Origin of the sequence: Anabaena sp. UHCC 0451, from assembly GCF_034931405.1 — a bacterium.
Lineage (GTDB): Bacteria > Cyanobacteriota > Cyanobacteriia > Cyanobacteriales > Nostocaceae > RDYJ01.
On the sequence record NZ_JAYGHA010000049.1, the window covers coordinates 1 to 24,232 of the forward strand.

17 protein-coding genes, 1 tRNA gene and 2 pseudogenes are annotated in these 24,232 nt (G+C 38.0%); 6 read left to right on the forward strand and 14 right to left on the reverse strand.

Annotated features, from left to right (window positions below):
* Positions 1 to 372 precede the first annotated feature (372 nt).
* The 3 genes from mutS to VB694_RS23700 all read right to left on the reverse strand — a co-directional run bounded on the left by mutS (position 373) and on the right by VB694_RS23700 (position 4,929).
* Positions 373 to 3,024, reverse strand: coding sequence for a DNA mismatch repair protein MutS (gene mutS / locus VB694_RS23690; protein ID WP_323362808.1), 2,652 nt, complete (start codon positions 3,022 to 3,024; stop codon positions 373 to 375).
* 136 nt (positions 3,025 to 3,160) lie between these two features.
* A complete protein-coding gene (locus VB694_RS23695; protein ID WP_323362793.1) occupies positions 3,161 to 3,676 on the reverse strand; it encodes a hypothetical protein in 516 nt (171 codons plus the stop codon).
* Complete coding sequence (locus tag VB694_RS23700; RefSeq protein WP_323362794.1) at positions 3,673 to 4,929, reverse strand: AAA family ATPase; 1,257 nt, start codon at positions 4,927 to 4,929, stop codon at positions 3,673 to 3,675. The genes VB694_RS23695 and VB694_RS23700 overlap by 4 nt, the downstream gene beginning before the upstream one ends.
* 292 nt (positions 4,930 to 5,221) lie before the next feature.
* On the opposite strand from VB694_RS23700, the gene VB694_RS23705 reads away from it, so the two are divergent.
* From VB694_RS23705 to VB694_RS23715, 3 genes are all read left to right on the forward strand, one after another.
* Positions 5,222 to 5,692 (forward strand): DM13 domain-containing protein, encoded by a 471-nt coding sequence (locus VB694_RS23705; protein ID WP_323362795.1) that lies wholly within the window; start codon positions 5,222 to 5,224, stop codon positions 5,690 to 5,692.
* Between the two features lie 119 nt (positions 5,693 to 5,811).
* The gene (locus VB694_RS23710) at positions 5,812 to 7,248 is read left to right on the forward strand and encodes a HAMP domain-containing sensor histidine kinase (protein WP_323362796.1); all 1,437 of its coding nucleotides are present in this window, start codon (positions 5,812 to 5,814) and stop codon (positions 7,246 to 7,248) included.
* 174 nt (positions 7,249 to 7,422) lie between these two features.
* Positions 7,423 to 8,097: a response regulator transcription factor gene (locus VB694_RS23715; RefSeq protein WP_323362797.1), complete on the forward strand. Its 675-nt coding sequence runs from the start codon at positions 7,423 to 7,425 to the stop codon at positions 8,095 to 8,097.
* A 351-nt stretch (positions 8,098 to 8,448) separates the two neighbouring features.
* Here the strand turns inward: VB694_RS23715 and VB694_RS23720 are convergent, their stop codons facing one another.
* From VB694_RS23720 to VB694_RS23760, 9 genes and pseudogenes are all read right to left on the reverse strand, one after another.
* Positions 8,449 to 9,732 (reverse strand): bifunctional oligoribonuclease/PAP phosphatase NrnA, encoded by a 1,284-nt coding sequence (locus VB694_RS23720; RefSeq protein WP_323362798.1) that lies wholly within the window; start codon positions 9,730 to 9,732, stop codon positions 8,449 to 8,451.
* 826 nt (positions 9,733 to 10,558) lie between these two features.
* Positions 10,559 to 11,056, reverse strand: coding sequence for an HNH endonuclease (locus VB694_RS23725; RefSeq protein WP_200322719.1), 498 nt, complete (start codon positions 11,054 to 11,056; stop codon positions 10,559 to 10,561).
* A gap of 393 nt (positions 11,057 to 11,449) precedes the next feature.
* Positions 11,450 to 12,646, reverse strand: a complete 1,197-nt coding sequence (locus VB694_RS23730; RefSeq protein WP_323362799.1) for a 4-hydroxy-3-methylbut-2-enyl diphosphate reductase — start codon at positions 12,644 to 12,646, stop codon at positions 11,450 to 11,452.
* Between the two features lie 191 nt (positions 12,647 to 12,837).
* On the reverse strand, positions 12,838 to 13,707 hold the full coding sequence (locus VB694_RS23735; protein ID WP_323362800.1) for an SGNH/GDSL hydrolase family protein: 870 nt from the start codon (positions 13,705 to 13,707) through the stop codon (positions 12,838 to 12,840).
* Positions 13,708 to 13,895: 188 nt separating this feature from the next.
* Positions 13,896 to 16,106 (reverse strand): CHASE2 domain-containing serine/threonine-protein kinase, encoded by a 2,211-nt coding sequence (locus VB694_RS23740; RefSeq protein WP_323362801.1) that lies wholly within the window; start codon positions 16,104 to 16,106, stop codon positions 13,896 to 13,898.
* 99 nt (positions 16,107 to 16,205) lie between these two features.
* Complete coding sequence (locus VB694_RS23745; protein WP_323362802.1) at positions 16,206 to 16,499, reverse strand: hypothetical protein; 294 nt, start codon at positions 16,497 to 16,499, stop codon at positions 16,206 to 16,208.
* A gap of 307 nt (positions 16,500 to 16,806) precedes the next feature.
* Positions 16,807 to 17,046 (reverse strand): annotated as a pseudogene (locus VB694_RS23750) (DUF2254 family protein); the annotation flags it as partial.
* 202 nt (positions 17,047 to 17,248) lie between these two features.
* On the reverse strand, positions 17,249 to 18,250 hold the full coding sequence (locus VB694_RS23755) for a mechanosensitive ion channel family protein (RefSeq protein WP_323362803.1): 1,002 nt from the start codon (positions 18,248 to 18,250) through the stop codon (positions 17,249 to 17,251).
* 212 nt (positions 18,251 to 18,462) lie between these two features.
* Positions 18,463 to 18,576: pseudogene (locus VB694_RS23760) on the reverse strand (nitroreductase); the annotation flags it as partial.
* Between the two features lie 14 nt (positions 18,577 to 18,590).
* On the opposite strand from VB694_RS23760, the gene VB694_RS23765 reads away from it, so the two are divergent.
* The 3 genes from VB694_RS23765 (at position 18,591) to VB694_RS23775 (ending at position 20,684) form a co-directional block, all read left to right on the forward strand.
* Positions 18,591 to 19,688: a tocopherol cyclase family protein gene (locus VB694_RS23765; protein ID WP_323362804.1), complete on the forward strand. Its 1,098-nt coding sequence runs from the start codon at positions 18,591 to 18,593 to the stop codon at positions 19,686 to 19,688.
* A gap of 34 nt (positions 19,689 to 19,722) precedes the next feature.
* A tRNA-Arg gene (locus VB694_RS23770) sits at positions 19,723 to 19,796 on the forward strand.
* 519 nt (positions 19,797 to 20,315) lie between these two features.
* The gene (locus VB694_RS23775) at positions 20,316 to 20,684 is read left to right on the forward strand and encodes a KGK domain-containing protein (protein ID WP_323362805.1); all 369 of its coding nucleotides are present in this window, start codon (positions 20,316 to 20,318) and stop codon (positions 20,682 to 20,684) included.
* Between the two features lie 192 nt (positions 20,685 to 20,876).
* On the opposite strand, the gene VB694_RS23780 is transcribed toward VB694_RS23775, so the two are convergent.
* Complete coding sequence (locus tag VB694_RS23780) at positions 20,877 to 23,270, reverse strand: VapE domain-containing protein (protein WP_323362806.1); 2,394 nt, start codon at positions 23,268 to 23,270, stop codon at positions 20,877 to 20,879.
* A gap of 350 nt (positions 23,271 to 23,620) precedes the next feature.
* A complete protein-coding gene (locus tag VB694_RS23785) occupies positions 23,621 to 23,920 on the reverse strand; it encodes a hypothetical protein (protein ID WP_323362807.1) in 300 nt (99 codons plus the stop codon).
* Positions 23,921 to 24,232: the final 312 nt, after the last annotated feature.

A 24,232-nucleotide genomic window follows, 5' to 3' on the forward strand; every position in this document is an offset into this window, starting at 1 on the left:
CCCAGATCATGTTCAGGCAAAAACGAGACACCTAAAAGCCCTGAAAACCTTACACAGCAATACATCGGCCGGGTCAACGAAAAAATCAGCATTTCCACCCCTCAGCATACCCGGCCGCAAAATCATCAAAACAAACAAATAAAGTCGTCATTGTCCTATCAGACTTATTCATAATATGGGTATTCATTTCCGCTACTCATCCGTAAGTATTAAGCTATAGCAATGGTTCATACGCAGATCCCCGACTTCAGCAGATCAATTTATCATTTATGGACACAATAAATAAAAGAAGTCGGGGATCTTATGCCTTACCTGAATTATTACACTCATATTAATTTTGAAAGCGATATTTTAGTGATGTATTTATCAGCATTATTCAAGTCCTTCTCTCAAACCCATCGCAATTTTACTGTGTTTTTCAATTTGTCCCATGACCTGTTTTGCACGCTTGATGACCACCGCAGGTAAACCTGCTAACCTTCCCGCTTCAATCCCATAGGATTTATCAGCACCACCGGGTTGAACCTGATGTAAAAAGATAATTTGATCAGGTAATTCCTTCACCGTCACTTGATAATTAGCCACATTATTAATAATACTCGCTAACTCATTTAACTCATGATAATGAGTTGCAAAAATAGTCCGAGATTTAATTTCCACTGCTAAATATTCTGCCACAGCCCAAGCAATAGATAAACCATCAAAAGTTGCAGTTCCGCGACCAATTTCATCTAATAAAACCAAAGATTTCGCAGTTGCATGATTGAGAATATTTGCAGTTTCATTCATTTCCACCATAAAAGTAGATTGACCGGTTGCTAAATCATCCACAGCACCAACACGAGTAAAAATGCGATCGCACACTCCCAACCTAGCAGACCTAGCAGGTACAAAACTACCAATTTGTGCCATTAACTGAATTAAACCCACCTGTCTTAAATAACAACTCTTCCCACTAGCATTAGGACCCGTCAAAATTACCAAATCAGGATAGGAATATGGGGAGGTGGGGAGATGGGGAGGTGGGGAGATAGGGACTACATTCTTCTTCCCCCTCTCCTTCCCTTCTTCCTCTGCGTCCTCTGCGTCTCTGCGGTTCGTTTCTCCTAACCAAGTCGAATTAGGAACAAAAAACCCCGTAGGTAAAGACTGTTCAACAACCGGATGACGACCATCAACAACCTCAATTTCCCGTCCGTTCACCATTTCCGGCCGACAATAACCTTGATGTACTGATAACTCAGCCAAACCACATAATACATCAGCCGCAGCCACCGCACGGGCAATATTACGAATAATTTCAGCGTGAGAACCCACCTCATCCCGTAAAGCCGCAAAAATCTCATATTCCAACTGATTTAAATCATCTCGCGCTGTCAATATCCGTGCTTCTCGTTCTTTCAAATCTGGAGTAATATAACGTTCTTCATTTGTCAACGTTTGCTTACGGATGTAATTTTCTGGAACTTGGTCAGATTTAGAACGAGAAATACTGATGTAATAACCAAAGGTTTTATTAAATCCTACTTTTAAATTCGGGATTCCCGTTCTCGCTCTTTCATCAACTTCTAAGTTTGCAATCCATTGTTGGTCTGCTTCTACTGTAGCTTTTCTTTCATCTAACAGGGGATTTATACCGGGACGAATTAAACTACCTTCTTTTAAATGGATGGGTGGTGATTCTACGATGTGAGCGTGTAATTTTTCTGCTATTTCTTCTAGTATGGGTGGTACTTTTTGCAAAGCTTTCAAAAAAGGCGATCGCCCATCTGCCACTAAGCGCGATAATTCTGGTAAAAGGGAGAAAGAGTCAGCTAAGGCGACTAAATCCCGTGCATTGGCTCTACCAGAAGCGGCTCTAACTGTTAAACGTTCTAAATCGTAGATTTGCCGTAATATCTGCCGTAAATCTTGACGTAAGGAGGTATTTTCAATTAATTCTTGAATGCTGTCCTGGCGTGATTTTATCCCTTTAAGATCAAGTAGCGGTTGTAACAACCATCTTCTTAAAGCCCGTCCACCCATGGCGGTGCTAGTGCGATCTAAAGACCATAATAAAGAACCGTGAAATGTGCCATCGCGCACGGTTTGGGTAATTTCTAAGTTGCGTCGGGTTTGCTGGTCAACGATGAGATAGTCGGTGAGAGTATAGGTGTGTAATAGTTGCAGAGAAACGGGGTTTTGTTTTTGGGTATCTTCGATATATTCCAAAAGTCCACCAGCAGCGCGAACTGCGAGGGGGAGATGTTCACAACCGATACCTTCGAGCGATCGCAATTTGAATTTCTGCAATAATTTACTTCTAGCTTCTGCTTGAGAAAAGGGATGTTGCGATCGCAAACTATAACAAAAAGTTGGTGGTAAACACTGAGGAAGAGATGGCGAAGTTTCCCCTGGACGTAGTAAACTACCTAAATCTGGGGCGTTGGTGGGAAACAACACTTCTGAAGGTTGCAATCTCATTAACTCTTGGGTCAAGTGTTCTAAATCACTTCCTTGAGTTGTGAGAAATTCCCCAGTTGATATATCTGAATAGGCTAACCCCCAATGGTTAACCGCAATTACCACAGCCGCAATGTAATTATTGCGACTTGCTTTTAACATTCCTTCTTCTAGCAAAGTCCCTGGTGTGAGGATGCGGGTTACTTCGCGTTTAACTAGACCAATCGCATCAGCAGAGTCTTCAACTTGGTCACAAATTACGACAGCATAACCTTTTTCTATCAGTTGGGTTGTGTAGCGTTCCCAAGCATGATGAGGTACTCCTGTCATTGCTACGCGACCGACTTCACCGCCATGTTTACTGGTTAAGACTAATTCTAATTCTCTGGAGACGGTTACAGCGTCTTGAAAAAATGTTTCAAAAAAATCACCGACGCGATACAGCAGCAACGCATGAGGATATTTATCCTTCATTTCCACATAGTGCTGATACATCTTACTCAGCTTGCTGCGGTCTTCTACCAGATTTGTATCGCTGAGATGTGTATTTGACTTATTTGATTCTGGTGTCGGAGTGGTCATGGTAGATGCTGAGATTTTAGGCACAGTTTAGGCACTATCCCTGATGATAGCGTGATGTGGGGGATGAGGTGCGATCGCTTAAAGTTTATTTATTTTTTTCTCACGCAGAGGCGCAGAGGCGCAGAGAGAGATATTGTTATTTATTGCGACTACTGCGACGGGTTTGAGGACGTGTAATTGGTTCATAAGCTTTCAGTCCGTCATCACCTGTGAGAATTTCTACCTCACAACCAGTTTTCGCGTAGTATTCAGCTACAGATTTAATTGTGGCATCACCAATGGAAATCTGTTGAGATGCTAATATAGGCCATTCTAAAGCTAATTCTTTTAGCTTTTCTAGACTCCAAAGTTCATCTATCTGAGTAGTAAAAACTGCCCAAGGTATAACCCCATCTGCTACTTTCATTAAAATATCAGCAAAAGTTTGAGCAATTTCATATCGTTTGGAATTAGCTTGTGCAATGTGATTACCAGTTTCTATAATTGTTGCTAATGGCAATATAAAATCTGTTCCTTGTTTTTCTTCTTCTTGAAAACGTATTTCGACTCTTTTTTTATCCCATTTATCATTATCATCACCACAGGTTTCTTTCCCAGGAACACCCAGATAAACACAAAGTATTGATGTGTCAATAATCAGAACTTTTTTCATAATCTGCTTGATTTTTGATTAGAAAAACTCTTTTCAATTGCACCTTTAGTTGCTAATCTTCCTAAAGTTCCTGATGCTAGTAACAGAGGCAGATTTTCAATATCTTCTAAAAGGGTAAGTTTACTTTCTCCTGTTTCTGAATCTCGATGTGCAACAACCACAAAAGGAACGATTTCTGAACCAAAAGCATCTAGTAAAGCAGGGTTATGGGTAGTTAATAAAATATCAATATTGCGTTTACTGCCAATTTCTTTTAATATTTTTACTAATAATGCTGCGCGGGAAGGATGTAAACCATTATCTATTTCTTCGATGACAATTTGACTACCTTCAGGACGGGTTAATAATGCTGTGAGAATTGCTAGAAAGCGCAATGTTCCATCTGACATACTTCTAGCATCAATTTCTGTAATTTCTCCTGGTTTCCATTCTTCTTGACAGTACAGCATTGCATCTGTTTTCAGTCTTCCTACTGGTTCAGCCCATACTTTTTTAATATCACCTTCTGGTAAATCTTTAATATATTCAGATAGGGTATTTTCAACTTCTGTTTTTCTGTCATCTGGTAATGCTGCTAATACTCCAGCAATATTTGAACCATCGCTTTCTAGGTTTTCGGAAAGTCTGGAATAATCACGCATTGTAGATGGAATGGGATTAAAAATTAAGATATTTTCTAAGTTTGATAAAACTGTATCTTGTGCTTTATACTTCCCAGGGAAGAATTTTTCATCTAACTCTTCTATTGGTAGTTGAATACCATTTTGAAAAATAGCATCAATGCCACTTATTTTGAGATCACCTAAGTCGAGACTACGGGTTTTTCTTTTCATTCCACTTCTGATATTAAAATTTACTTGATTTATGGTATATCTCCCTGTTATTTGATTTGTATCACATTCATAGCTATCTATATATTCTTCTATCATAAGAATTTCAGGTACTGTCTTTAATTCTATTACATATAGATAATCATCCATATTATTATTGGATAAACATACTTTTAAAGTAAATTCATTTACACCTTTCCTTGCAGCCCATTCTACACCACCACGAATAGCAGGAAGTGTTTTATCTCCTGCTAAAGCTGTTTCAATATTTTCACCATTAGCTATTCTTTGTAAAAATTCCAATGCTTCCACCACATTAGACTTACCACTTGCATTAGTTCCAATAAGTACAGTTAAAGGATCAAGTGGAAGTTCTGCATAACGGAAACTTTTCCAATTTTCGAGAATCAGTTTTTTCAGCATAATCAACACCAAATATATTTTAGTGATTTCATAATTGTAATATAAATCAATGGTAAGTAAACCATTATTATATTTTTCTTACGCAAAGACGATTCTCGAATCCGTACTGGATTAGTCCAAATTTTGGCCACGGTAGTTAATTATCTCAATGCTATCAATGCGGAAGTCCGAGAATTATGATTTTTTTGGCTTTTTCTCAATAAAAATTAAATAAATTCTCAGCTTAAATTCATTTAACTCTATAAATTATGCTTTAAATTGTCCTTACAGACAAATTTGAGGACGTTAAACCATGAAGTTGGCAAATTTAGCAATTTTTATCCTCCTTACACTTCTAACTGTCAGTTGTGCAAAGGAAGTAAAGTCAACTCCTACAGATAATCAAATTAAAACAGAGAATAAAACCGAGTCTGTGACAAATGTTGCTGCTGTAGGAAAATCTACAAGTTTTCAGACTTTGGAACACAAAACACAAGGTAAATTAAGTGTGACTACTGAAAACGGAATTAGCTATTTGCAATTTGATCAAAGTTTTAAAACTGATCATGGTCCAGATTTATTTGTCATTCTTTATCGTGGTAATTTACCACCAAAATCTGGTATTAAAGAAAAAGATTATCTGAGTGTTGCGGCTTTACAAAAAATTAATGGTTCTCAACGTTATGCTTTACCGAAAAATGTGAAGTTGGCAAACTTTCCATCTGTGGCTATATGGTGTCGCCGTTTTAATGCTACATTTGGTTATGCTAGTTTACCCAAGTAGTTATAATCAGGGTGTAAATGGTAATTTTTGAGGAATATTTTTCTGTTTCCACCCTTAATAAATAATCGTTGTTCAACTTTTTGATTAATTTTGAAAATTAAGAACTTATCAATATTAACGTGAAAAAAATCACTAAAATTTGGCAGAAAGTTGATATTTTTTCGCTACGGTTACGCTTAATTCTGGGTATTGCTTTAGTTTCTACTTTGGGATTAGGTGGACTTGCTAGTTGGACAAGTTGGAAAATGCAGCAAATTTTAATTAATAGTCATAAATATAATATTGCCAAAATTGCCGATCGCTTACCCCGTGATGTACAGCTTTATAATGAAATGATGCCTATAGAAACAAGTTTACAAAAAGCAATTAATAACTTGACATCTAAAGATACATTTTTATGGGTAAAAAGTGCTGATCATAAAATTATTGGTAAATCTAATAATTGGTATCTGTTATCAGATGAAACCGCATCTGAGTTAATGTCTTTAACTGAGATGTTGCTGAAACCAGAATTAGGGAAAGTTAGTCAACGTTATTTTATTTTATGTAGTGGTACTTTGCTTGTAGACAGTAAGGTTTTAGGTAAATTATTTGTGGTTCAAGATGTGACTAGTGAACAAATTATGTTTATAGCAATGGTAAGAAGTTTAACTATTGCTAGTATCTTTGTAATTATTTTAATTTGTGTAGTTATCGCCTTTTATATTCAGCACTCTCTACAACCTTTACGTCAGTTAAATCACATGACTGCTGTTATTTCTCTATCTGATTTAGGACAAGCACAATTATATCTAGAAAATGCCCCTACTGAAGTTAAAGAATTAACAAATACTTTTAATATGATGTTATCCCGTCTTGCCCAATCTTGGGAGCAAGAAAGACAATTTGTGAGTAATGTTTCCCATGAATTGCGTACACCATTAACCATTGTTAACGGTTATTTACAAAGTGTTTTAAGAAGACAAAATAATTTAAATCCTAACCAAATAGAAGCTTTAGAAACCGCATCGATGGAAACGGAACGCATTATTAGATTGTTACAAGATTTACTGGATTTAGCTAGGGCTGATAGTGGTTATTTACATCTGAGAAAAGAACTTTGTTTACTAAATGATTTAGTGACAGAAGTTGTGAGTATGGCAGAGCAGTATAGCGGAAGAATCATCAAAATTGAGTCGATTAATCAGGCAATTGAAGTAAAAATAGATTATAATCGCTTAAAACAAGTGTTGTTAAATTTAATTGATAATGCTGTTAAATATTCGGGAGCAGATACACCTGTAATTATTAAATTAATTTTACAAAGTGAAGAAGCAATTATTCAAGTTTGTGATCAAGGATATGGTATTCCTTTACAACATCAATCACGGATTTTTGAACGATTTTATCGTGTGGATGAAGCGCGTACTACTACTGGTGGTTGTGGTTTAGGATTATCAATTGTTAAAACTTTTGTCGAAAGTATGGGTGGTAAAGTGAGTGTGCGCTCTCGCTTGGGTGAAGGAAGTATTTTCACAATTAGTTTACCAGCTTCGCCATTACCTAGTAATATGTAAAATTAATTATGGCAATGTTCAATTATTATTGAACATTTATATCCCCCCTGCTGATTCAATAAGTCGGGAATATTTGCTTTATACTCAGCTAACTCGCTCTGATTTGAAATGTCTATTTTTTAGTAGACGTAGTATTAATATTTACCATCCTCTGCTAAAATCCCAAATATTTTTATGACACACATCTTATTGGTTGAAGATGAAGTCAAATTGGCTCGATTTATAGAATTAGAATTGAGTTATGAAGGCTATCAAGTCAGCGTGGCTTATGATGGATTAACAGCACTGACAGCAGCGCGGGAGTTAAATCTAGATTTAATCATCTTAGATTGGATGCTACCTGGTGTGTCAGGGTTAGAAATTTGCCGTCGCTTACGCAGTACCGGTGATCAAGTACCGATAATTTTATTAACCGCTAAAGATGAAGTGAGTGATCGCGTGGCTGGTTTAGATGCTGGTGCTGATGATTACGTAGTCAAACCCTTCAGTGTCGAAGAATTACTAGCCAGAGTCCGCGCCCACTTACGTAGAAGTAAAGAAACAGACAGCACAGATATCTTAACATTTGCAGACCTCAGTTTAAATCGCCGCACCAGAGAAGTTTACCGGGGACAGCGGTTAATAGAGTTAACTGCTAAAGAATTTGATTTACTAGATTATTTACTCACCCATCCGCGACAAGTAATTACACGCGATCGCATTTTAGAAGAAGTGTGGGGTTATGACTTTATGGGTGATTCCAACATCATTGAAGTTTACATTCGCTACTTACGCCTCAAACTCGAAGCCAATAACGAAAAGCGACTGCTACAAACTGTGCGTGGTGTCGGCTACGTATTGCGTGATTGAATTAATCAACTCTGGGCGAAAACTCACAACTAATATATAGGGTTTGCTGAAAAAGTTATCTCTAAAAAAAATCTGTTACCAAAACTGATACGAGCGCCCTATCCCTGGGTGGGTGATCTAAGATGAGATCAGTTAAGCTCCTCACACCATACCGAAAGCCGTGAAACCATCAGGTTTGCGGTTTTTTTCTTTTTTGCTTGAGTTTGGACTAATTATTTGTCAACAGCAAACCCTACTTACAGATCAGTGTGGCAGCCCTTTTCTTTGACAAGCAGAGGGACTGCCTCTATTTTGCCAGTAGGAATCTAAAAACAGAGGGAGAATGAGGCAATTTGTGCTGTTAAAGTTGACCTAAGATTGAATCGGGTTATCTTTAGGACTCACCAACTTCAATAATTTCTGCTTAATTTGAGAATCAAAAACTTCCCATTTCATTTTTGCATAAGCAGAATTTTCATTACTACCAGATAAGAAACCCATCGGAATTTCAAAGCCACCTGCACCAGTGCGTCCACCACCAAAAAACCGCCCTGTGCTATCTTGTCCAAAAGCTTCTTTGATAAATTCATCAGGATCTAGGGTAAGTTTTGTAGTTCTCAGGGAACCTATGACTACCTCTAGTTCGTCATCTTCATCGTGAACTATGCCGTACACTACAGCCGTATGCACATTTTCTTCTGTCACCAGAAAATCAGCTGCTTGGGGTATAGCATCTCGGTCGTCGTAGCGCAAATAACCAACACCAGCTATGGAAAAGTTATTTTGGACAATGCGATTTTTGAGCGATCGCTCGATCACATCCATTACCCGCTTAGAACGATTTGCTTGTAAAATGGCATTTAGCAACTGAGCATCATAAAATTTACTCAGAAAAGCTGCTGCCATAAAATCTTCTTCCTGCGCTTGCATCAACCGATTGGTATCTGAGCGCAATCCGTGCATTAAAGCAGTAGCACATTTTATATGCTGGCTAATACTACTGTCTAATGTGAGTAAGCCAGCTTGTAAATATTGAGTAAAAATTGTCGCCGTTGCACGCACGTAAGGACGAACATCAACAAACTCAGCCTTCAGTTCCCCCTGCAAACTATGATGATCAACCAGCACTACTAAGGGAAGTCCAGCCTGTTGTACTGCTGTTATTAACCCAGATGTAGTTCCCTGATTATCAATTAATACAAACCCTTGATAAAATGACAAATCTTTACTTTTCAGGGTCTGCATTGTCCAGCGTTGAGCAGGTAAAGTGGTTAGCTTAACTAATGCAATATTCTCTTGATGGCTTAATGTCCCAGCATAAATAATTTCACATTTGATATCGTATTGTTGAGCAATTAACTGGTAAGCCCAAGCACAAGAAAGAGCATCAGGATCGGGAAAATCCTGCAAGATGACCAGATGACGCTCATGTCGATGGGACATCAGGGTTTTTTGTAACTCTTCTGACTTCTGAATAGCCAGGGAGTTAGTCCGTTGAGCTAAATACATACCTCCATCACCATTTGATAATGGCAAGGAAGTCCGGGTAAGTTGTGGAAGTTCTATTGAATCTCTATCTGTTCCAACTTCCTCCCCATTCGACTCTGTCGTCAACGAAAAGCCCTCAAATTGAGTAATAGGAGAATTCAAGTACATAGGGAATTTAGTTTTCACCGTGGTGGCTACCACCAGTTATTTTTTAGTTTGTCCACATATTACGATCTTGGCAGAAATTTACAGTCTTGGCACTACATCATGTTGGTCTATTTTTTGTCAAGGACATTAGTCAGTGATTACTAATATCTGCCTAGAGCGTCGATTCAGTAATGCTAGGTAATCTGTTTTTCCCTTGTAGGGGTGAAGCATTCGGGTGATAACCTATCGCTGAAACCATTAGACCTGTCCGAATGCTTCACCCTTACGATTAATGAATCGGTGTTCTAGCGCCAGGAGGAAAAAGGGAATAAGGCCAGCGGGATCGGCTTTTTCCCTAGAATAGTGTGTTTATAGACACTGGGAACAATTAAGCAACTTTTCCTTAATTAACAACTGATTTTGACTTGAATATTCATCTGGTTTGGTGTATAATGCCATGCTGATTTTCTATAGATTTTGAATTTTACAATCTCTACTATTAATATATTTATGATGTTTAATCACCAATTAACAAGTATCTTCATGCAAAATATACCTTTGAGCGTAACTGTCCGCCGATTTGAATATATTTGCATAATTTATGACCAACACTATCTAAACCTCATGAAAAAATGAGGTATAATGATGCTTCTGTTGGTTAATTAGCCTGTAATTAGGCAAACAGTTCTTGCCACTTTTGGGAATGTCCCTAAAAGCTGACAATAAATTACCAACAAAGGGCAAGTTTAACCCGCGAATTGTGGTATACTGTCCAGACAGATGTCAAACAGAAACCGCCACAGGTGAAGACTTATCCCCCTGCTGTCTAGTTAGTTCTGTGTTAATGTCAAAGTCCTATAACATATTTTTGCCACTCTTGATGAAGTCCACTCTTGAGATGTTTAGTTACCTCAAAATAGAGGCTACTATAAGGTTGACGGGGTGGATGGCGCAAAGGCATACGGGCTTCATGAGGTGTACGACAACCTTTTTTGACGTTGCAGCGTACACAAGCAGTAACAATGTTTTCCCATGTGTCACCTCCTCCACGCGATCGCGGCATGACATGATCTAATGTCAACTCATCTCCTGTGTAGCCACAGTATTGACAAGTATGTCCATCACGATGCAATATATTCCGTCGCGTCAAAGGAATTTCTTTATAAGGAACACGCACGTAATGGCGCAACCGAATCACGGTGGGTAGCGGAAAATCCGAGTAGAGGAATTTACCGTTATGTTCTACGTGTTCTGCCTTGCCTTTAATCAACAAAACTATGGCACGTCGCCAACTCGTGATGTTGAGCGGTTCGTAAGAGGCATTTAGGACTAAAACCTTCCCCATTGATATTAGCTCAAGGTATTAGTTTTAAATATCCTAACACAAATATACGCTCATGGGGAGATGAGAATAATTTATACTTCCTAAATCACTGACTCATTATTTCATATCAAAAAAAAAGACGGGGGGTTATCCCGTCTGCACTAATAGCTTGAAAGTGGCAATACACCTGGGAGATGAAAAAAAATAGTAGAAATAAACTTCAATAGATTTTGACGATTGTCAATGAAATCAACAATAATAATGGGAATTCAACCCCCAATAATTGTATGATCTATTGATTAATCTCGGCAATTTATTGGTCATTTTCTGCCAAAGTGGCAAATCTTAAAAAACCTCATATTTCAGGAATAGAGACATTTAATTACAACGTTTCTACTCCTGATCTTTTACTGATCAAGTGGTTTTTAAGACAAAAATTTTCTCAATGATATCTTCTACTACTTTATCCGGTGTAGAAGCACCAGAGGTAATACCGACAACTATTTCTCCTCCTGGTAACCAGTTTTCTGTTGTTGATAATTCTCCAGTTAATTGCCGATGTTCGATAGCATGATCAGAAATAATCCGCTCAACACTATCAATGTGATAAGAAGGAATATTGCGATCAAAAGCGATCTGTTGTAATTGAGTAGTATTGGATGAATTAAACCCACCAATTACTACTATAAAATCTAGCTGATCTTCCACTAATTCCAACATAGCATCTTGGCGTTCTTGGGTAGCATCACAGATAGTGTTGAAATTTTGAAAATGCTGATTTAATTCGGCTGGTCCATATTTCTGCATCATCGTCCGCTCAAAGATTTTACCGATTTTTTCGGTGTCACCTTTAAGCATGGTAGTTTGGTTAGCAATACCCACTTTTTCTAAATCTTTTTCAGGATCAAATCCAGCGGAACAAGCTTTAGCAAACTTAGTTAAAAATTCCTCTCGGTTGCCACCATTGAGAATATAGTCAGCGACATATTCTGCTTCTTGTAAATTCAAGACAATCAAATATTTACCTGCAAAGGAACTGGTAGCAACGGTTTCTTCATGTTTGTATTTGCCGTGAATAATTGAAGTGTATTCACCTTTTTTGTGTTTTTCAACAGTATTCCAAACTTTAGAAACCCAAGGACAAGTTGTATCAACTATTTTGCAACCTTTATCATGTAAAATTTGCATTTCTTGAACGCTGGCACCAAAAGCGGGTAGGATGACTACATCACCTTGATCAACAATAGAAAAGTCTTTTTTATTGGCTTCGACAGGCACAAATTGTACTTCCATTTCCTGCATCCGTTGATTCACAGAGGGATTATGAATAATTTCATTAGTAATCCAGATGCGTTCTTGGGGAAAGTGTTGACGGGTTTCATAGGCCATAGCTACTGCACGTTCTACACCCCAGCAAAATCCAAATGCTTGTGCTAGGCGGATGGTAACATTACCTCTTGTCAGGATGTAGTTGCGATCGCGTATTTGTTGAATTAAGCTACTTTGATACTCAGACTGTAACTGGGTGGCCACCTCGGCCTTATGTCCAAACCCTTTCCGGTTGTAATTTTCTGAATGTTGAAGGCTACGTTTAAAAGCTTTGGTATCCATTTAGGTCTTGCTGCTAAAATCACTATTTCTTATTTTCTCGTGCTAAGACACGATTTACTATCTAAATCGTAAAATTGGGGATTGGGGATTGGGAATTGGGGATTGGGGATTGGGGAAAATTCATCAACTCCTGCCTTTTGCCTTTTGCCTTTTGCCTTTTGCCCTTTTGCCTTTTCCTAATGACTAATGACTTAAATCCTATCTGTACTAGGACGCTTTTGCTTTTGTTGAAACTGGGATGCTAATTCTTTATTGCTATAAATCTGCAATACAGTGCGCCAAACTGTATAACCTTGGGGATTGAGGTGTAAGCCGTCAGTGCTGAATTCTCGACGCATATCACCTTCTTTGTTGGCAAACAAGGGATATAAATCAAGATATTGAATACTTTGTTGATTGGCTATGGTTTGTAGTTCCTGATTTAACTTGCGAATGCGACTGTTAGGGATAGCTAGTAGTTTATCCCGTCCTTCCCAAGTTGATTGCTCTGCCCCATGAGGCAAAATCGACTGTAGCATAATTTTCGTATCGGGGTGTGTTCTGCGGAGATAACGAATGATTTGTTTTTGATTAGCTAAAATTTCCTCATCACCTACACCGCGAATGAGGTCATTAATCCCAATCATGACTAAAATTATCTCTGGCTTGGTGCTGTCAAATACATCTAATCTTTTTAATAATCCATCGCTAGTTTCGCCAGATATTCCCTGATTTAGCCAATTTCTATCTTCGGGTAATAAATCAGGTGGGAACCATAAACTTAGAGAATCTCCGGCCAAGATGGTTAAATTGCGAGGCTGTTTTTCAGCCGCCACCCGGGCTTCTTGCTTGAGGATGTCCAACCATTGTTGGTAACTGAGTTTGTGACGAGGGCCTAACTCTGGTACAAAAGCTTGGTTTTGAGGGTTGAGTTTGGCTGCTTCCGAGGGAGTGCTAGTTGCAAAGACAGTGGTGAGTTTCTGTTGTCGCCAAATCAGCAAAATGATGGCTAACATCAAGATACTGTTTGTCACCAGTAAGAAAAATCCCCAGATAGGAAATGGTTTTGCAGAAGTGGACACGGCTAAAAAATGAAAAATGAAAAATTAGAAATTCAAAAAGAGTTCTGTAGTCAAGTAGATGCTAAGTAAGTTAAATTTACACCAAAGTTAACAAACTTTAGCAATTTTGCATTTAATTGTATAGCAATCCTTCATGATCAGATCCCCGACCTTGAATTTTGTAAATTACGTAACTGTAATTTTTAATACTAGTAATTAATACTTAATGATTTTAAATCTTGAAGAACTAAAGCGGCAGATTGATAGCGATCGCTAAAATGATAACAAACCATTTTATCTAAAATTGTTGCTAATTCATCACTGACATCGGTTCTTTGTCGCCACATAATATTACCAGTTTCTGGATGCGGTATAAATTCCTGGGGTGGTATACCAGTAATAGCTTGAATACCAATCATACCTAAAGCATAAATATCACTCGATAACCGGGGATGACCTGCAAATTGTTCTGGTGGTGAATAGCCTCTAGTGCCAATAGCTACTGTAGCTAATTCCGTTTTCTCATCTATTTGTGGTTGGATTAATTTAACTGCACCAAAATCTATTAATACCAAGCGATTATCACCATTACATCTGATAATATTTGTGGGTTTAATATCTCGATGAATCACATAATGTCCGTGGATAAATACTAAAATTTCTAAAACTTCTTGCAGCATATCCACAACATAAGTTTCATTTCTGACACCTTGTTCTGGTGGTAATTCTTCACTTAAAGTATGTCCAGGAATATATTCTTGAACTAAATAAAACTCATTATTTTCTGCAAAAGCAGCGAAGAGTTCAGGAATCTGGGGATGTTTGCCCAAAATTGCTAAAATTTCAGCCTCAGTATTAAATAACCTGCGGGCAACTTCTAAAAATCTTGGATCTTGACGGGCTGGCATTAACTGTTTAACTACACAAATAGGATTACCATATCGTTGTCTATCTTCTGCTAAATAAGTACGACCAAAGCCGCCAGAACCAAGAGATTGAGAGATTTTGAAGCGTCCAGATAAAAGTAAATCATTGGTGTTAAAGATTGATATTTCCGAAAAATCAAAGTTATTAAATTGGGATGGAAATTCTGTTGTTTGGTCTAATAATAAACTTAATTGTGCGATCGCTTCTTCTTGTTGTTCAACTTGGAAAAGAATAGCCTGGTTTTGTTGCTGAGTTTGATAACTAGTGTAAGTCATGACAGCAAAACCACTGATAACTAAAGCTAAGGAAGGTGTCAATAATGGTATCCATATTGCTTGCAAAAAGAACCCAGCCGCAATTCCCATGACACCAATAAGAATAAAAACTTCTACTATTAATAACATCAAAGGATGTCGCCATTGCCATGCTAAAACAGCACCTAGTAATGCACAAATCCAAATCCATAATAATTCAGCCCAGTCTGGCCAATAATAAATTAGAGGTCTACCATCGAGAACCGTACTAATAATTTGACTGGCTATTTGGGCATGAATAAAAACACGAGGTATTCTCGCAGGTTGGTCTGATAAACTGCCATAAGGTGTATAGTAACCAGGATGTACACTAGCCGCAGTAGTTCCAACAATTACCAAGCGATCTTGCACCCAATTGGGGTTTACTTGATTTGTGAGAACTTGCGTCAATGTGACTTGTTGAACAAAATGATTCGGATCACGGTAATTTAATAAAATTTGATAGCCATCATCATCTGTATCCTGATAACTGCCCGCATTTTTATCTAAGCGAGGAAATAGAGTTTTACCTATTTGTAATTCTTTATTTTTAGTAAAAGTATATTCAATACCTTGTTTTTCTAAATAACTAATAGCCAATAAAGCACCAAAAGAAAATTGTGTTTTACATTGACGATCTTTTTCTGTAGAATCAGAAAATAATAAACTGCGCCGTAAAACTTGATCAGTGGAGTTGTCAGTAACTACATCATCAAAACCGATATTATCTATAAAAAAATTAGGCGGTGGCGGAACTTCTGATCTACCAATATTACTTAACAAACAAGTACCAATAATATTATTTGCTTTGGGTAAATTAGCTGCTAAATTCTTTTGTTCATGGCGATAAATATTTAAGCCAATCACACGGGCTTGATCAGACTGTAATTTTTCTAGTAATTTGTTAATAGTTTGATCTGATAAAGGCCATTTTTCCCGTGTTAGATCCTCTTGTGTAATTGTCACTAATAAAATTCGTCTATCCAGTGGTTCTTGAGGACGGAATTGCAACATCCTGTCATAAATTTTTAACTCCCCAGATTGTAACCATTTTAGTTCACGCATTCCCCATACCAAAGCAGTCACCCCCACACTACTTAGTAAAATAATTGACAGTAAATTATGGAAGGTAAAAGTTAGACGTGAACCTTTATCTTGAATGAGAACAGCACGGAATTTTGCTAAAAATCCATTAATCACGGTACTATGGCAGCAACCTGGTGTGGTAGATACTGGAAAACTGAAACCTCAGTTCCAGTTTATGAGTTAGTTAATTTCAATTGTATATAATGTAGCCATTTATTCCTGTTGAGATTTTTGAACTTCTTCCATAGGAGTTAACATAGTCAAAGAAATTGGCGTTGATGAAATTAAAGTTGGTGGAGTGGATGCGTCTAACTTCGGGGGTTCGGGTAAAATTTTCGCTTGCACCTCACTGAAATAGGAACCAACAATTTTATCGTAGTTGGAAGCAACCGCTAAAAATGCTCCGCCTAAAATATAGATAGGTAATGGTAGAGACAATTCTTTTACCCAGTCAAAAAATTCTGCCAAGGCAAATAATACAAAGAAACAGACCAGCCAAACATTCATCCTTTCTTCCCCTACTTAGAAACCACTATATTTATTTTATAGATTAAACAGCTTGCATAATACTCGATGTCCGCCACAATCACAAACACAATCACAAATTTTCTGCTAAAGCCTGTATTACCTGGTTATAAGATTGTTGCACATCCTTGCGGTCTTGTGCTTCTGGTAAACTATCTTGGCTACCATTGTTAATCATATCAGCATGATGGCGCAGAACTGAATGGTAATGAGGGTTTTAGGTAAAAGTGGCAATGATCGCGATCGCATCTAATAAATGAATGGTTACAGCTTTCTGGGAACGGAAATTTTATCGAATTTGATCAAAAGCATCATTCACCACTTCTTCAAAACTCACAGGTTCAGCAATTACTCGCAATTTATTATCTTCACCGTAGCGGTAAGCTGAGGGAAATTCCCTTTGTACTAACTGGCATATTCCCCCACAAAGTCTATCAATACAATAAATAGCTGTAAATGGATCATTCACACTTAGAGAAATAGCACGCAAGGCAATTTCTACTAATTGCAGAATAGGAAATCCTACGTCTTGCTGTTGAGTGCAGCCATATTACATATTCCCAATTCAATATTTTCATTCATTAATAAGATATAGGACTTATATTCAAATTTTGAAAAAAATCTAAGTATTTGTAGGGTGCTTCAGATATAACAAATCTGTTTATAAATTTTGTTTATTATGCTATTCCCTGCATTTTATCGTTCACGAGTTGATGATAGTCCCCAGTCACCTATTCCCTGTGAGGGTCTTCTTTGCTGTTACCATTTTGCATTTCCATCAATTTTTTGAGAGAATCACTGATACTGCGCGGTTGGGGAACTTTATTCTTATTCTTTCCTGCTGGCCATCCTTCTCTTTGTCGGGAGCGATCGCCATCTGTTTCTTCTGTTTGGTCATGGAATAAAATTTGTGTGGTAGGATAAGGTAAATCAATCCCATTTTCTACATATAGTTTTTGCTTAATTGCAGATATCACTTTATCCCTTGAATCTAAAGCATCTGACCAACGGGGAGGGTTAATCCACCACCGAACACGAATATTGACAGCACTATCAGCTAGTTCCATTACCAATACATCGGGTGCTGGGTCTTTTAACACCACATCTACACTATGTAGTGCTTCCATCATTAATCGCTTTGTCCACTCAATATCGTCACCATAACCAATACCGATATCATACTCTAAACGGCGGTTTTCAAAAGCTGTATTCACCGTCACCGAATTAGTAAATAACTCAGAATTAGGAATGACAATGCGCCGACCATCGTAAGTTTTAATAGTTGTCGCTCTGGTTTGAATATTTTCTACAGTGCCTTCAAAACCTTTAAAAACAATTTGGTCATCAATTTGAAAAGGTTCAGTTAATAAAATTAAAATACCTGCTAGAAAGTTTTGCAGAATATCCCGAAATGCAAAACCAATTGCTACTCCACTAATTCCCAATAATTGTACTAAATCTCCTGCTTTCAGTGAGGGAATAACTATGGAAAGAGATATAAATAAACCCACTAATATAGTAGTTCCTTGTGCCAACCTTCCCAACACCATGCCTAAATTACGTGCATAGCGATAATGACGAGTTAACCTTTTAACTAACCGTTTGATGGCGCTACCAACATAAACAAACACTATAAAGACTATTAGGGACAAAATAAGATTAGGTAGCAGTGCAATGAATCCGTTAATCATTGTTTCCGCTTTGTCCCAAAGTATAGATATTTCTGCTTTCATCCTGCTGTTTCACTCGTTAGTCGCTGCTGATGATAGTTCAAAAATTATGCAATCCAAATCTGACTAAGGGTAATAAACTGGTTAAGTAGCAGAGCTATTTTTTAGCTAATCAAATCAAAAACTACTGTAACTTGCGACAGATAGAAGTCAGCAACACCCTGCTGAAAATTGAAGAATAGCATTTTTAAAATAGTTTACAGTTCTGTTAATTAACCTTCATTCCCAGCCCCAGTTTGTAACCCTGCTGCTAAAATCGGAGTCAAATCTTGTTCTCAAGCAGCAAACACAAAAGTAACAGGTGCTGGAATAATTTGCTGTTGATTCCAAAATGAGAGAATATATGTTTAATATTCCCAAAAACTTCCTCAACTCAACACAAACACCTCACAGCGGCTACCACTGGGACGGTACAAGTCGTCGCTTCTTTGAAGGTTGGTATTATCGCGTAACATTACCTAAAATTGGGCAAACCTTCGCTTTTATGTACTCCATCGAAGATCCTATCGCTGGTAAACCTCACAGCGGTGGTGCAGCCCAAGTCCTTGGACCGGATGATGAATACCTGTGTCGTACATTTCCCGATGTCAGCAAATTTTGGGCTAATCGAGATGTCTTAGCTTTAGGACATTGGGGAAAAACTAACTTAAAAGTTTCTCCTCTTTATCTTCTCCCCCGTGAATTTGCACATCATGTTCCAGAAGGCTATCAAGCTACAGCTACTTTAAATCAAGGCATAATTACTGATCCGGCTACAGGTAATTACTGTCGCTGGGAGTATGAAATTCACCCTGTTTATGGTTGGGGTAATCAACAAAGTATTCAGCAATCAACCGCCGGCTGGATATCATTTTTACAGATTTTTGAACCGGGATGGCAGATTTTAATGGCTCACGGTTCAGCTTCTGGCTGGATAGACTGGAATGGTAAAATTTACGAATTTACTAACGTCCCGGCTTACAGTGAAAAAAACTGGGGCGGTGCTTTTCCTCAAAAATGGTTTTGGATTAATTGTAATTTTTTTGACGGCGAACCCGATTTAGCTATAACCGCCGGTGGGGGCAAACGTGGTGTATTATGGTGGATGGAGTCTGTAGCCATGATTGGTATTCACTACCAAAGCAAGTTTTACGAATTCGTTCCTTGGAACTCACAGGTAAAATGGGACATTCAGCCTTGGGGTAGATGGCAAATGCAAGCCAGAAACTCTAACTATGAGGTGGAACTGACAGGAACTACCGATTTACCAGGTACACCCCTACGCGCACCTACCAGCAATGGTTTAACATTCTGTTGCCGAGATACTATGCAAGGTAAACTAGATTTAGAATTGCGACAATTAAGTGGCCGTGAATCTAAAATTATTCTCAAAGCACATAGTAATCTTTGTGGTTTAGAAATAGGTGGTGGTAATTGGGAGAATAGTTGGCACTCTGACTAAAACTACTGCTATCATTGTATGTGCTACTTAATTTGGGGTTGTAGCTCAGTTGGATAGAGCGGTCGCCTCCTAAGCGACAGGTCGTGCGTTCAAGTCGCACCAGTCCCGTATGTTTACTTCAATTACTGGTCAAGGTTTTCAGTGAATTGGAAAGAGTATTTTATAGGTGTTTACTCAGAAGTTACTCACTAGCTTATTATACAGTGCGTTGAGCGAGTATTCCTAAACCCGGTTAATGATGTTTTTGAGATAAAAGTCAGAATTTTATAGAGAGATATAAATAAGTAAGCACTTACTCACGAATGTCTCACGTTAAAGCTTAAAACCATTACTGTGTATAGGTTGTAGAAGTTTTGATTCTGTTGCAAAGGGTGTAATTATTAATGATATCCTTTAAAAGTCTTGCTGTACAACGCTTTCAGCTATTTATTGCTTTGTATATAAGCTTTACTTTTGCGATCGCCACAACTTTGTGAGATTTTGCTTATCAATTACCCTGTTGGGAATATGGTTATATGTTTTTGAAAATGTATAACGATTTGTATAAGGAATTGTATAAGGAATTCACCCTAACTGTGGAGACTAGTCTGTGTTTTACTGGCTATGGATGTTGGTTGAAATAGTGAAATGAAAGGATTTAACTTAGATAACAATGATGTGGTTAAACTCGATTCTTCAGAGAACCCTGCTGAAACAACGACATCAACCCATAGCGAAGTTATACAGGCAATTTGGGCGGGGGTTCGCTATCGACTAAAGGAAGGGAAACGGATTAATGATCTTAGTAGTTTCAATCGAATTTTTTCCCACGGGGTGCGTGGGCAGGTGTTACGCCCCCATGGTGGTGGCTGGCAATCTGGGGTAGTTCGAGTCTGCTTAGAGTTTGTACCAGATGAACCAGAAGAGGATGAACTACAGGAAGTTGTGTTGCTTCCACCGTCTAAAGAAAAATCACCACTAGATGATCTAAGAGCCGAATTACTGAACAACGAATAGTTACCCGTCAATACATCTGGAATCATCTGTCATTAGCTACCTCTTCTAAAAAGAAATATTTCAATACTTTAAGGTATTAAAAAATTGTTTTCAGCAAGACGTTACTTTATCCAGCTAATTCCAGCCATTTTCATAATGTAGGGTAAGCAATTATGCTTACCCGTTTATTTTGAGATGGAAACTCAGTTGCTACTATTTCCCGACTAATCGCACATCCTTATAGCTAACGGGCGCTAGAACTGCTTTTTCTGGGTTCTTTTTAGCAGTCCCTTTTTTTACCTGAATCAGCTTTACCCCATAACCGGGGCATACTTCGCTAACCTCAAACTTCGCGCCTTTGACAAGTGGGGATATGAGATTATCGGAGATTATTTCTACCCAGTCCCCTGCATCTGGGTTGCGTTCAACTTCTGTTATGCCATTGGGTAGGGGAGTTTTTGGCGATAGGTTTGGTGGCACTTCAGAAAAAGTTTCAGTTTCAGCGGTAACAGCGGTAACAGATGGCTGTAACCCTTGTCCCATAGGTGTTACCGTAGGTGTTACCGTGGCGTTACCATGAACATCTGACGGTAACGTTTTTGGTGTATCTGTTACCGTTGGTTGGGTTACGGTAACGGGTCGGTAACACAACGGTAACGCTTGTCCTGTATGGCTTTCAGCTTCTGTTACCGTCGTTACTGTTAAATCCTCAACTTTTTTTAATTTCCATGCTTTGACGGTTTTCCCGTTTCTGCGTACAGAGTGGTTACTTGTATAATCAAGCCTAGTTAAAGCATCAGCAATAGGTTTCCAGTCACCTGACTTTAGAGCCTTACCATCCAACTCAGGATACAGGTGTGTGTATATTTCGGGTATAGTCACATATTCTTCAGAATCTTTTATCCAACCCACTACCCTACAGGCATCTTCTACCGCGTCATACAATGGATCAAAACTGGTGTATTTTTCATTGTTAGCAGCACTAGCTACCTGTTCATCTTCTGACAACTCATAAGAGTATCCAGATGCAAATAGATTGTATGCACAAGCCCAAATTAAATCACGGTACTCAATCAAGGATTTAAAATCAATTTTCCCTGGTATCTCTACAACCCAAAAACGAGTATGTCCTGTGGGGTCAAGTAGGATATCTTGCTTGTTTGTAGATGCAACTAAAATTGAGCTTCTTTGTAGCGTAACTGTTGTTCTACTATAGGGTAATACAAGTTTATCGAACGGGTCACTGATTACGGCTTTAAGGTTAGCTACATCTGTTTTTCTGTATACTTTATCGAATTCAGCTATCTCGTTAATCCATGCTGAATGCAAAGACATTAAATCATGCTTATCGGTAGTGCCTTTGTAGGAACTATTAAAGAATTTATCACCAGCTAACTCTCTCCAAAAACTAGATTTACCAGCGTCTTGTTTACCATAAAAAACACATACTCGTTTAAAGAAACAACCAGGTCTAAATACTCTATTGACAGCAGCTACCAAGGTTTTAGAGATAAAGGTTAGATGTAGTTTGTCCGTTACACCTGTTATCTCACTAAGCATTATACCGAGTTTAGATAATGCTGCTTCGGTATCCAAATTTGCGGCTTTATTCTTAACGGAATTCAGGTAATCTACAACTGGATGGTATGCGTTATTTCTAGCGACTTCTATCAGGTATTCAATGGCGTAAGTCTTTGCAAGTTCTATACCTGTTTCTTGACTTATATGGATGAATGAACTATCAAGATAGTATTCTTTACCATCCTTTTCTATCTCGTTTGTCATCTCATTTAGTCTGATACGATTGCCGTAATATTCAGATAGTTCAGCAACTATATCTGCATGAGTTTTTTTATTGCTGTTAGATGATTGCTTTCTAGTTTTTGGTTTATCACCAAACTCATCAATATAAGCATCCAGGGTGTAAGCTTTTTCGAGTATTGCCCTAAATGCTTCTATGCCATTTTGGGAGATAAAATCATCCATGCCTTTACCTTGTTCGGGTTGCCATAATCCAGTTATTACTTTAACTGTACAACCCATGCCGACAAGAATCTTAGCTAATTCAATTGTCGATTTATGTACATCTGAATTAGTAGCACAATCAGCGTCATAACCTATAATGAAGTTTCTTACTCTAGAGTCATATATGGCTTGTAGTGTAGGTACTAGCTTTTTGTTGCCATTATCGTCACGGGTCAAGCTATTCCAGATACCAGTAGAACCGACTGTAAATATACCCTCACTACATCCTTTGATTGCTTTCTTAAATCCTTCTGTGATTAAAACAAACTCATCTAATGAATTTTCACCAGTAAATAATCCATCTGAAAACTTTTCATCATAGCGTTGACCGTCAGGACAATATGGAATATAAGCATCCGGTTTGCTACCGAATTGGGATTTATATCTAAGCTTCTTACCTTTAGCATCTGGCTTGGGGTCATCGAATCTTAACTGAGGATGATTACCTTTGTGTCCTATCACCCATGCTTTCTTTTTGTCATCTCGAATCGCGTTAGCTTCTATCCATTCAGATGGTATATCCCATTCACGTGAAGCGCCGGCTACTGTGGTGATGTCGTTGCTATCTATTGTTAATGCCATCGTTTTGTTTTCCTATCATTTTTGTTGGGTGGATAGGAAACAGCGCGTTTAGTATGATAAGATTAGTCCATCCTAATAGGAATCCTAATAGGATTTGTAATAGGATTTGTAATAGGATTTGTAATAGAACTGGCATAAAACACCAGCTACTATTAATCTCAAAAGATGGTTGGTAAAAGGTTCGCTTTGTGATAAGATACCACTTAGTAACCATTACAAATCATTTAAACGCGTCGCTGTTTCCTAGCGTCTAGTTCAAAAACAAACTTGGCAGGATGGTTTGAACTTGACAACTTAAAGATTAGAATATCACGCTATCACTTCAGACGGCGTGATATTTGCTTTTATGGCTATTCCTCCTCACTACTTGCATAAATACCCTTGATATCAATTCCCAAGCCATCAATACGTTCTCTGATTGACGCTGTAAGCTTTCTCGCTTGTTCGTAGCGTGGTGATGTTTTTTTGGCTTCACAAGTTGCCTCCCACGTTCCAATCTCAATATCTAGCTCAATTAAGAAAGCGTACAAATCATCAAGTTTTCCAGCGATAGGTACAGGAATCCATTTTTGTACCGTATCAGCACCATATTTTTTACTTCTACCACCACCGGGGTTACGCTTTCCGGTTTTAGGTATTCCTCTGGGCATAGTTTTAGATCCAAATAATGTTTTTATGATCGCCGCAACATCCTGGTTATTGAGTAGAGATCATCAAATCGCTCAAATACCCTCTGCGTCTTGGTTATCTTATTAATATCATATTAATAAGATAAGAGTAAAGAGTATGAATGTACTATTTTGTTATTGTTGTGACGAAATAAGATGTATAAGGACTCATGGCAACTGCTATCTTCGCAGGATTTTAGTAGATACAAAAACCTAGTTATAGCTATCTAGTTTAATGCTTTGTCTATAAGGAAAAGCGATCTAGAAGATACTTGTCAGGTTGAGTAGATATAG

Coding starts and splice junctions, on each gene's coding strand:
- mutS (WP_323362808.1), bottom strand. CDS start 3,024: ATGACCACTCCGACACCAGAATCAAATAAGTCAAATACACATCTCAGC.
- VB694_RS23780 (WP_323362806.1), bottom strand. CDS start 23,270: ATGGCATTAACAATAGATAGCAACGACATCACCACAGTAGCCGGCGCT.
- VB694_RS23700 (WP_323362794.1), bottom strand. CDS start 4,929: ATGCTGAAAAAACTGATTCTCGAAAATTGGAAAAGTTTCCGTTATGCA.
- VB694_RS23765 (WP_323362804.1), top strand. CDS start 18,591: ATGTTTAATATTCCCAAAAACTTCCTCAACTCAACACAAACACCTCAC.
- VB694_RS23720 (WP_323362798.1), bottom strand. CDS start 9,732: ATGTACTTGAATTCTCCTATTACTCAATTTGAGGGCTTTTCGTTGACG.
- VB694_RS23755 (WP_323362803.1), bottom strand. CDS start 18,250: ATGAAAGCAGAAATATCTATACTTTGGGACAAAGCGGAAACAATGATT.
- VB694_RS23725 (WP_200322719.1), bottom strand. CDS start 11,056: ATGGGGAAGGTTTTAGTCCTAAATGCCTCTTACGAACCGCTCAACATC.
- VB694_RS23785 (WP_323362807.1), bottom strand. CDS start 23,920: ATGCCCAGAGGAATACCTAAAACCGGAAAGCGTAACCCCGGTGGTGGT.
- VB694_RS23695 (WP_323362793.1), bottom strand. CDS start 3,676: ATGAAAAAAGTTCTGATTATTGACACATCAATACTTTGTGTTTATCTG.
- VB694_RS23775 (WP_323362805.1), top strand. CDS start 20,316: ATGAAAGGATTTAACTTAGATAACAATGATGTGGTTAAACTCGATTCT.
- VB694_RS23715 (WP_323362797.1), top strand. CDS start 7,423: ATGACACACATCTTATTGGTTGAAGATGAAGTCAAATTGGCTCGATTT.
- VB694_RS23745 (WP_323362802.1), bottom strand. CDS start 16,499: ATGAATGTTTGGCTGGTCTGTTTCTTTGTATTATTTGCCTTGGCAGAA.
- VB694_RS23705 (WP_323362795.1), top strand. CDS start 5,222: ATGAAGTTGGCAAATTTAGCAATTTTTATCCTCCTTACACTTCTAACT.
- VB694_RS23730 (WP_323362799.1), bottom strand. CDS start 12,646: ATGGATACCAAAGCTTTTAAACGTAGCCTTCAACATTCAGAAAATTAC.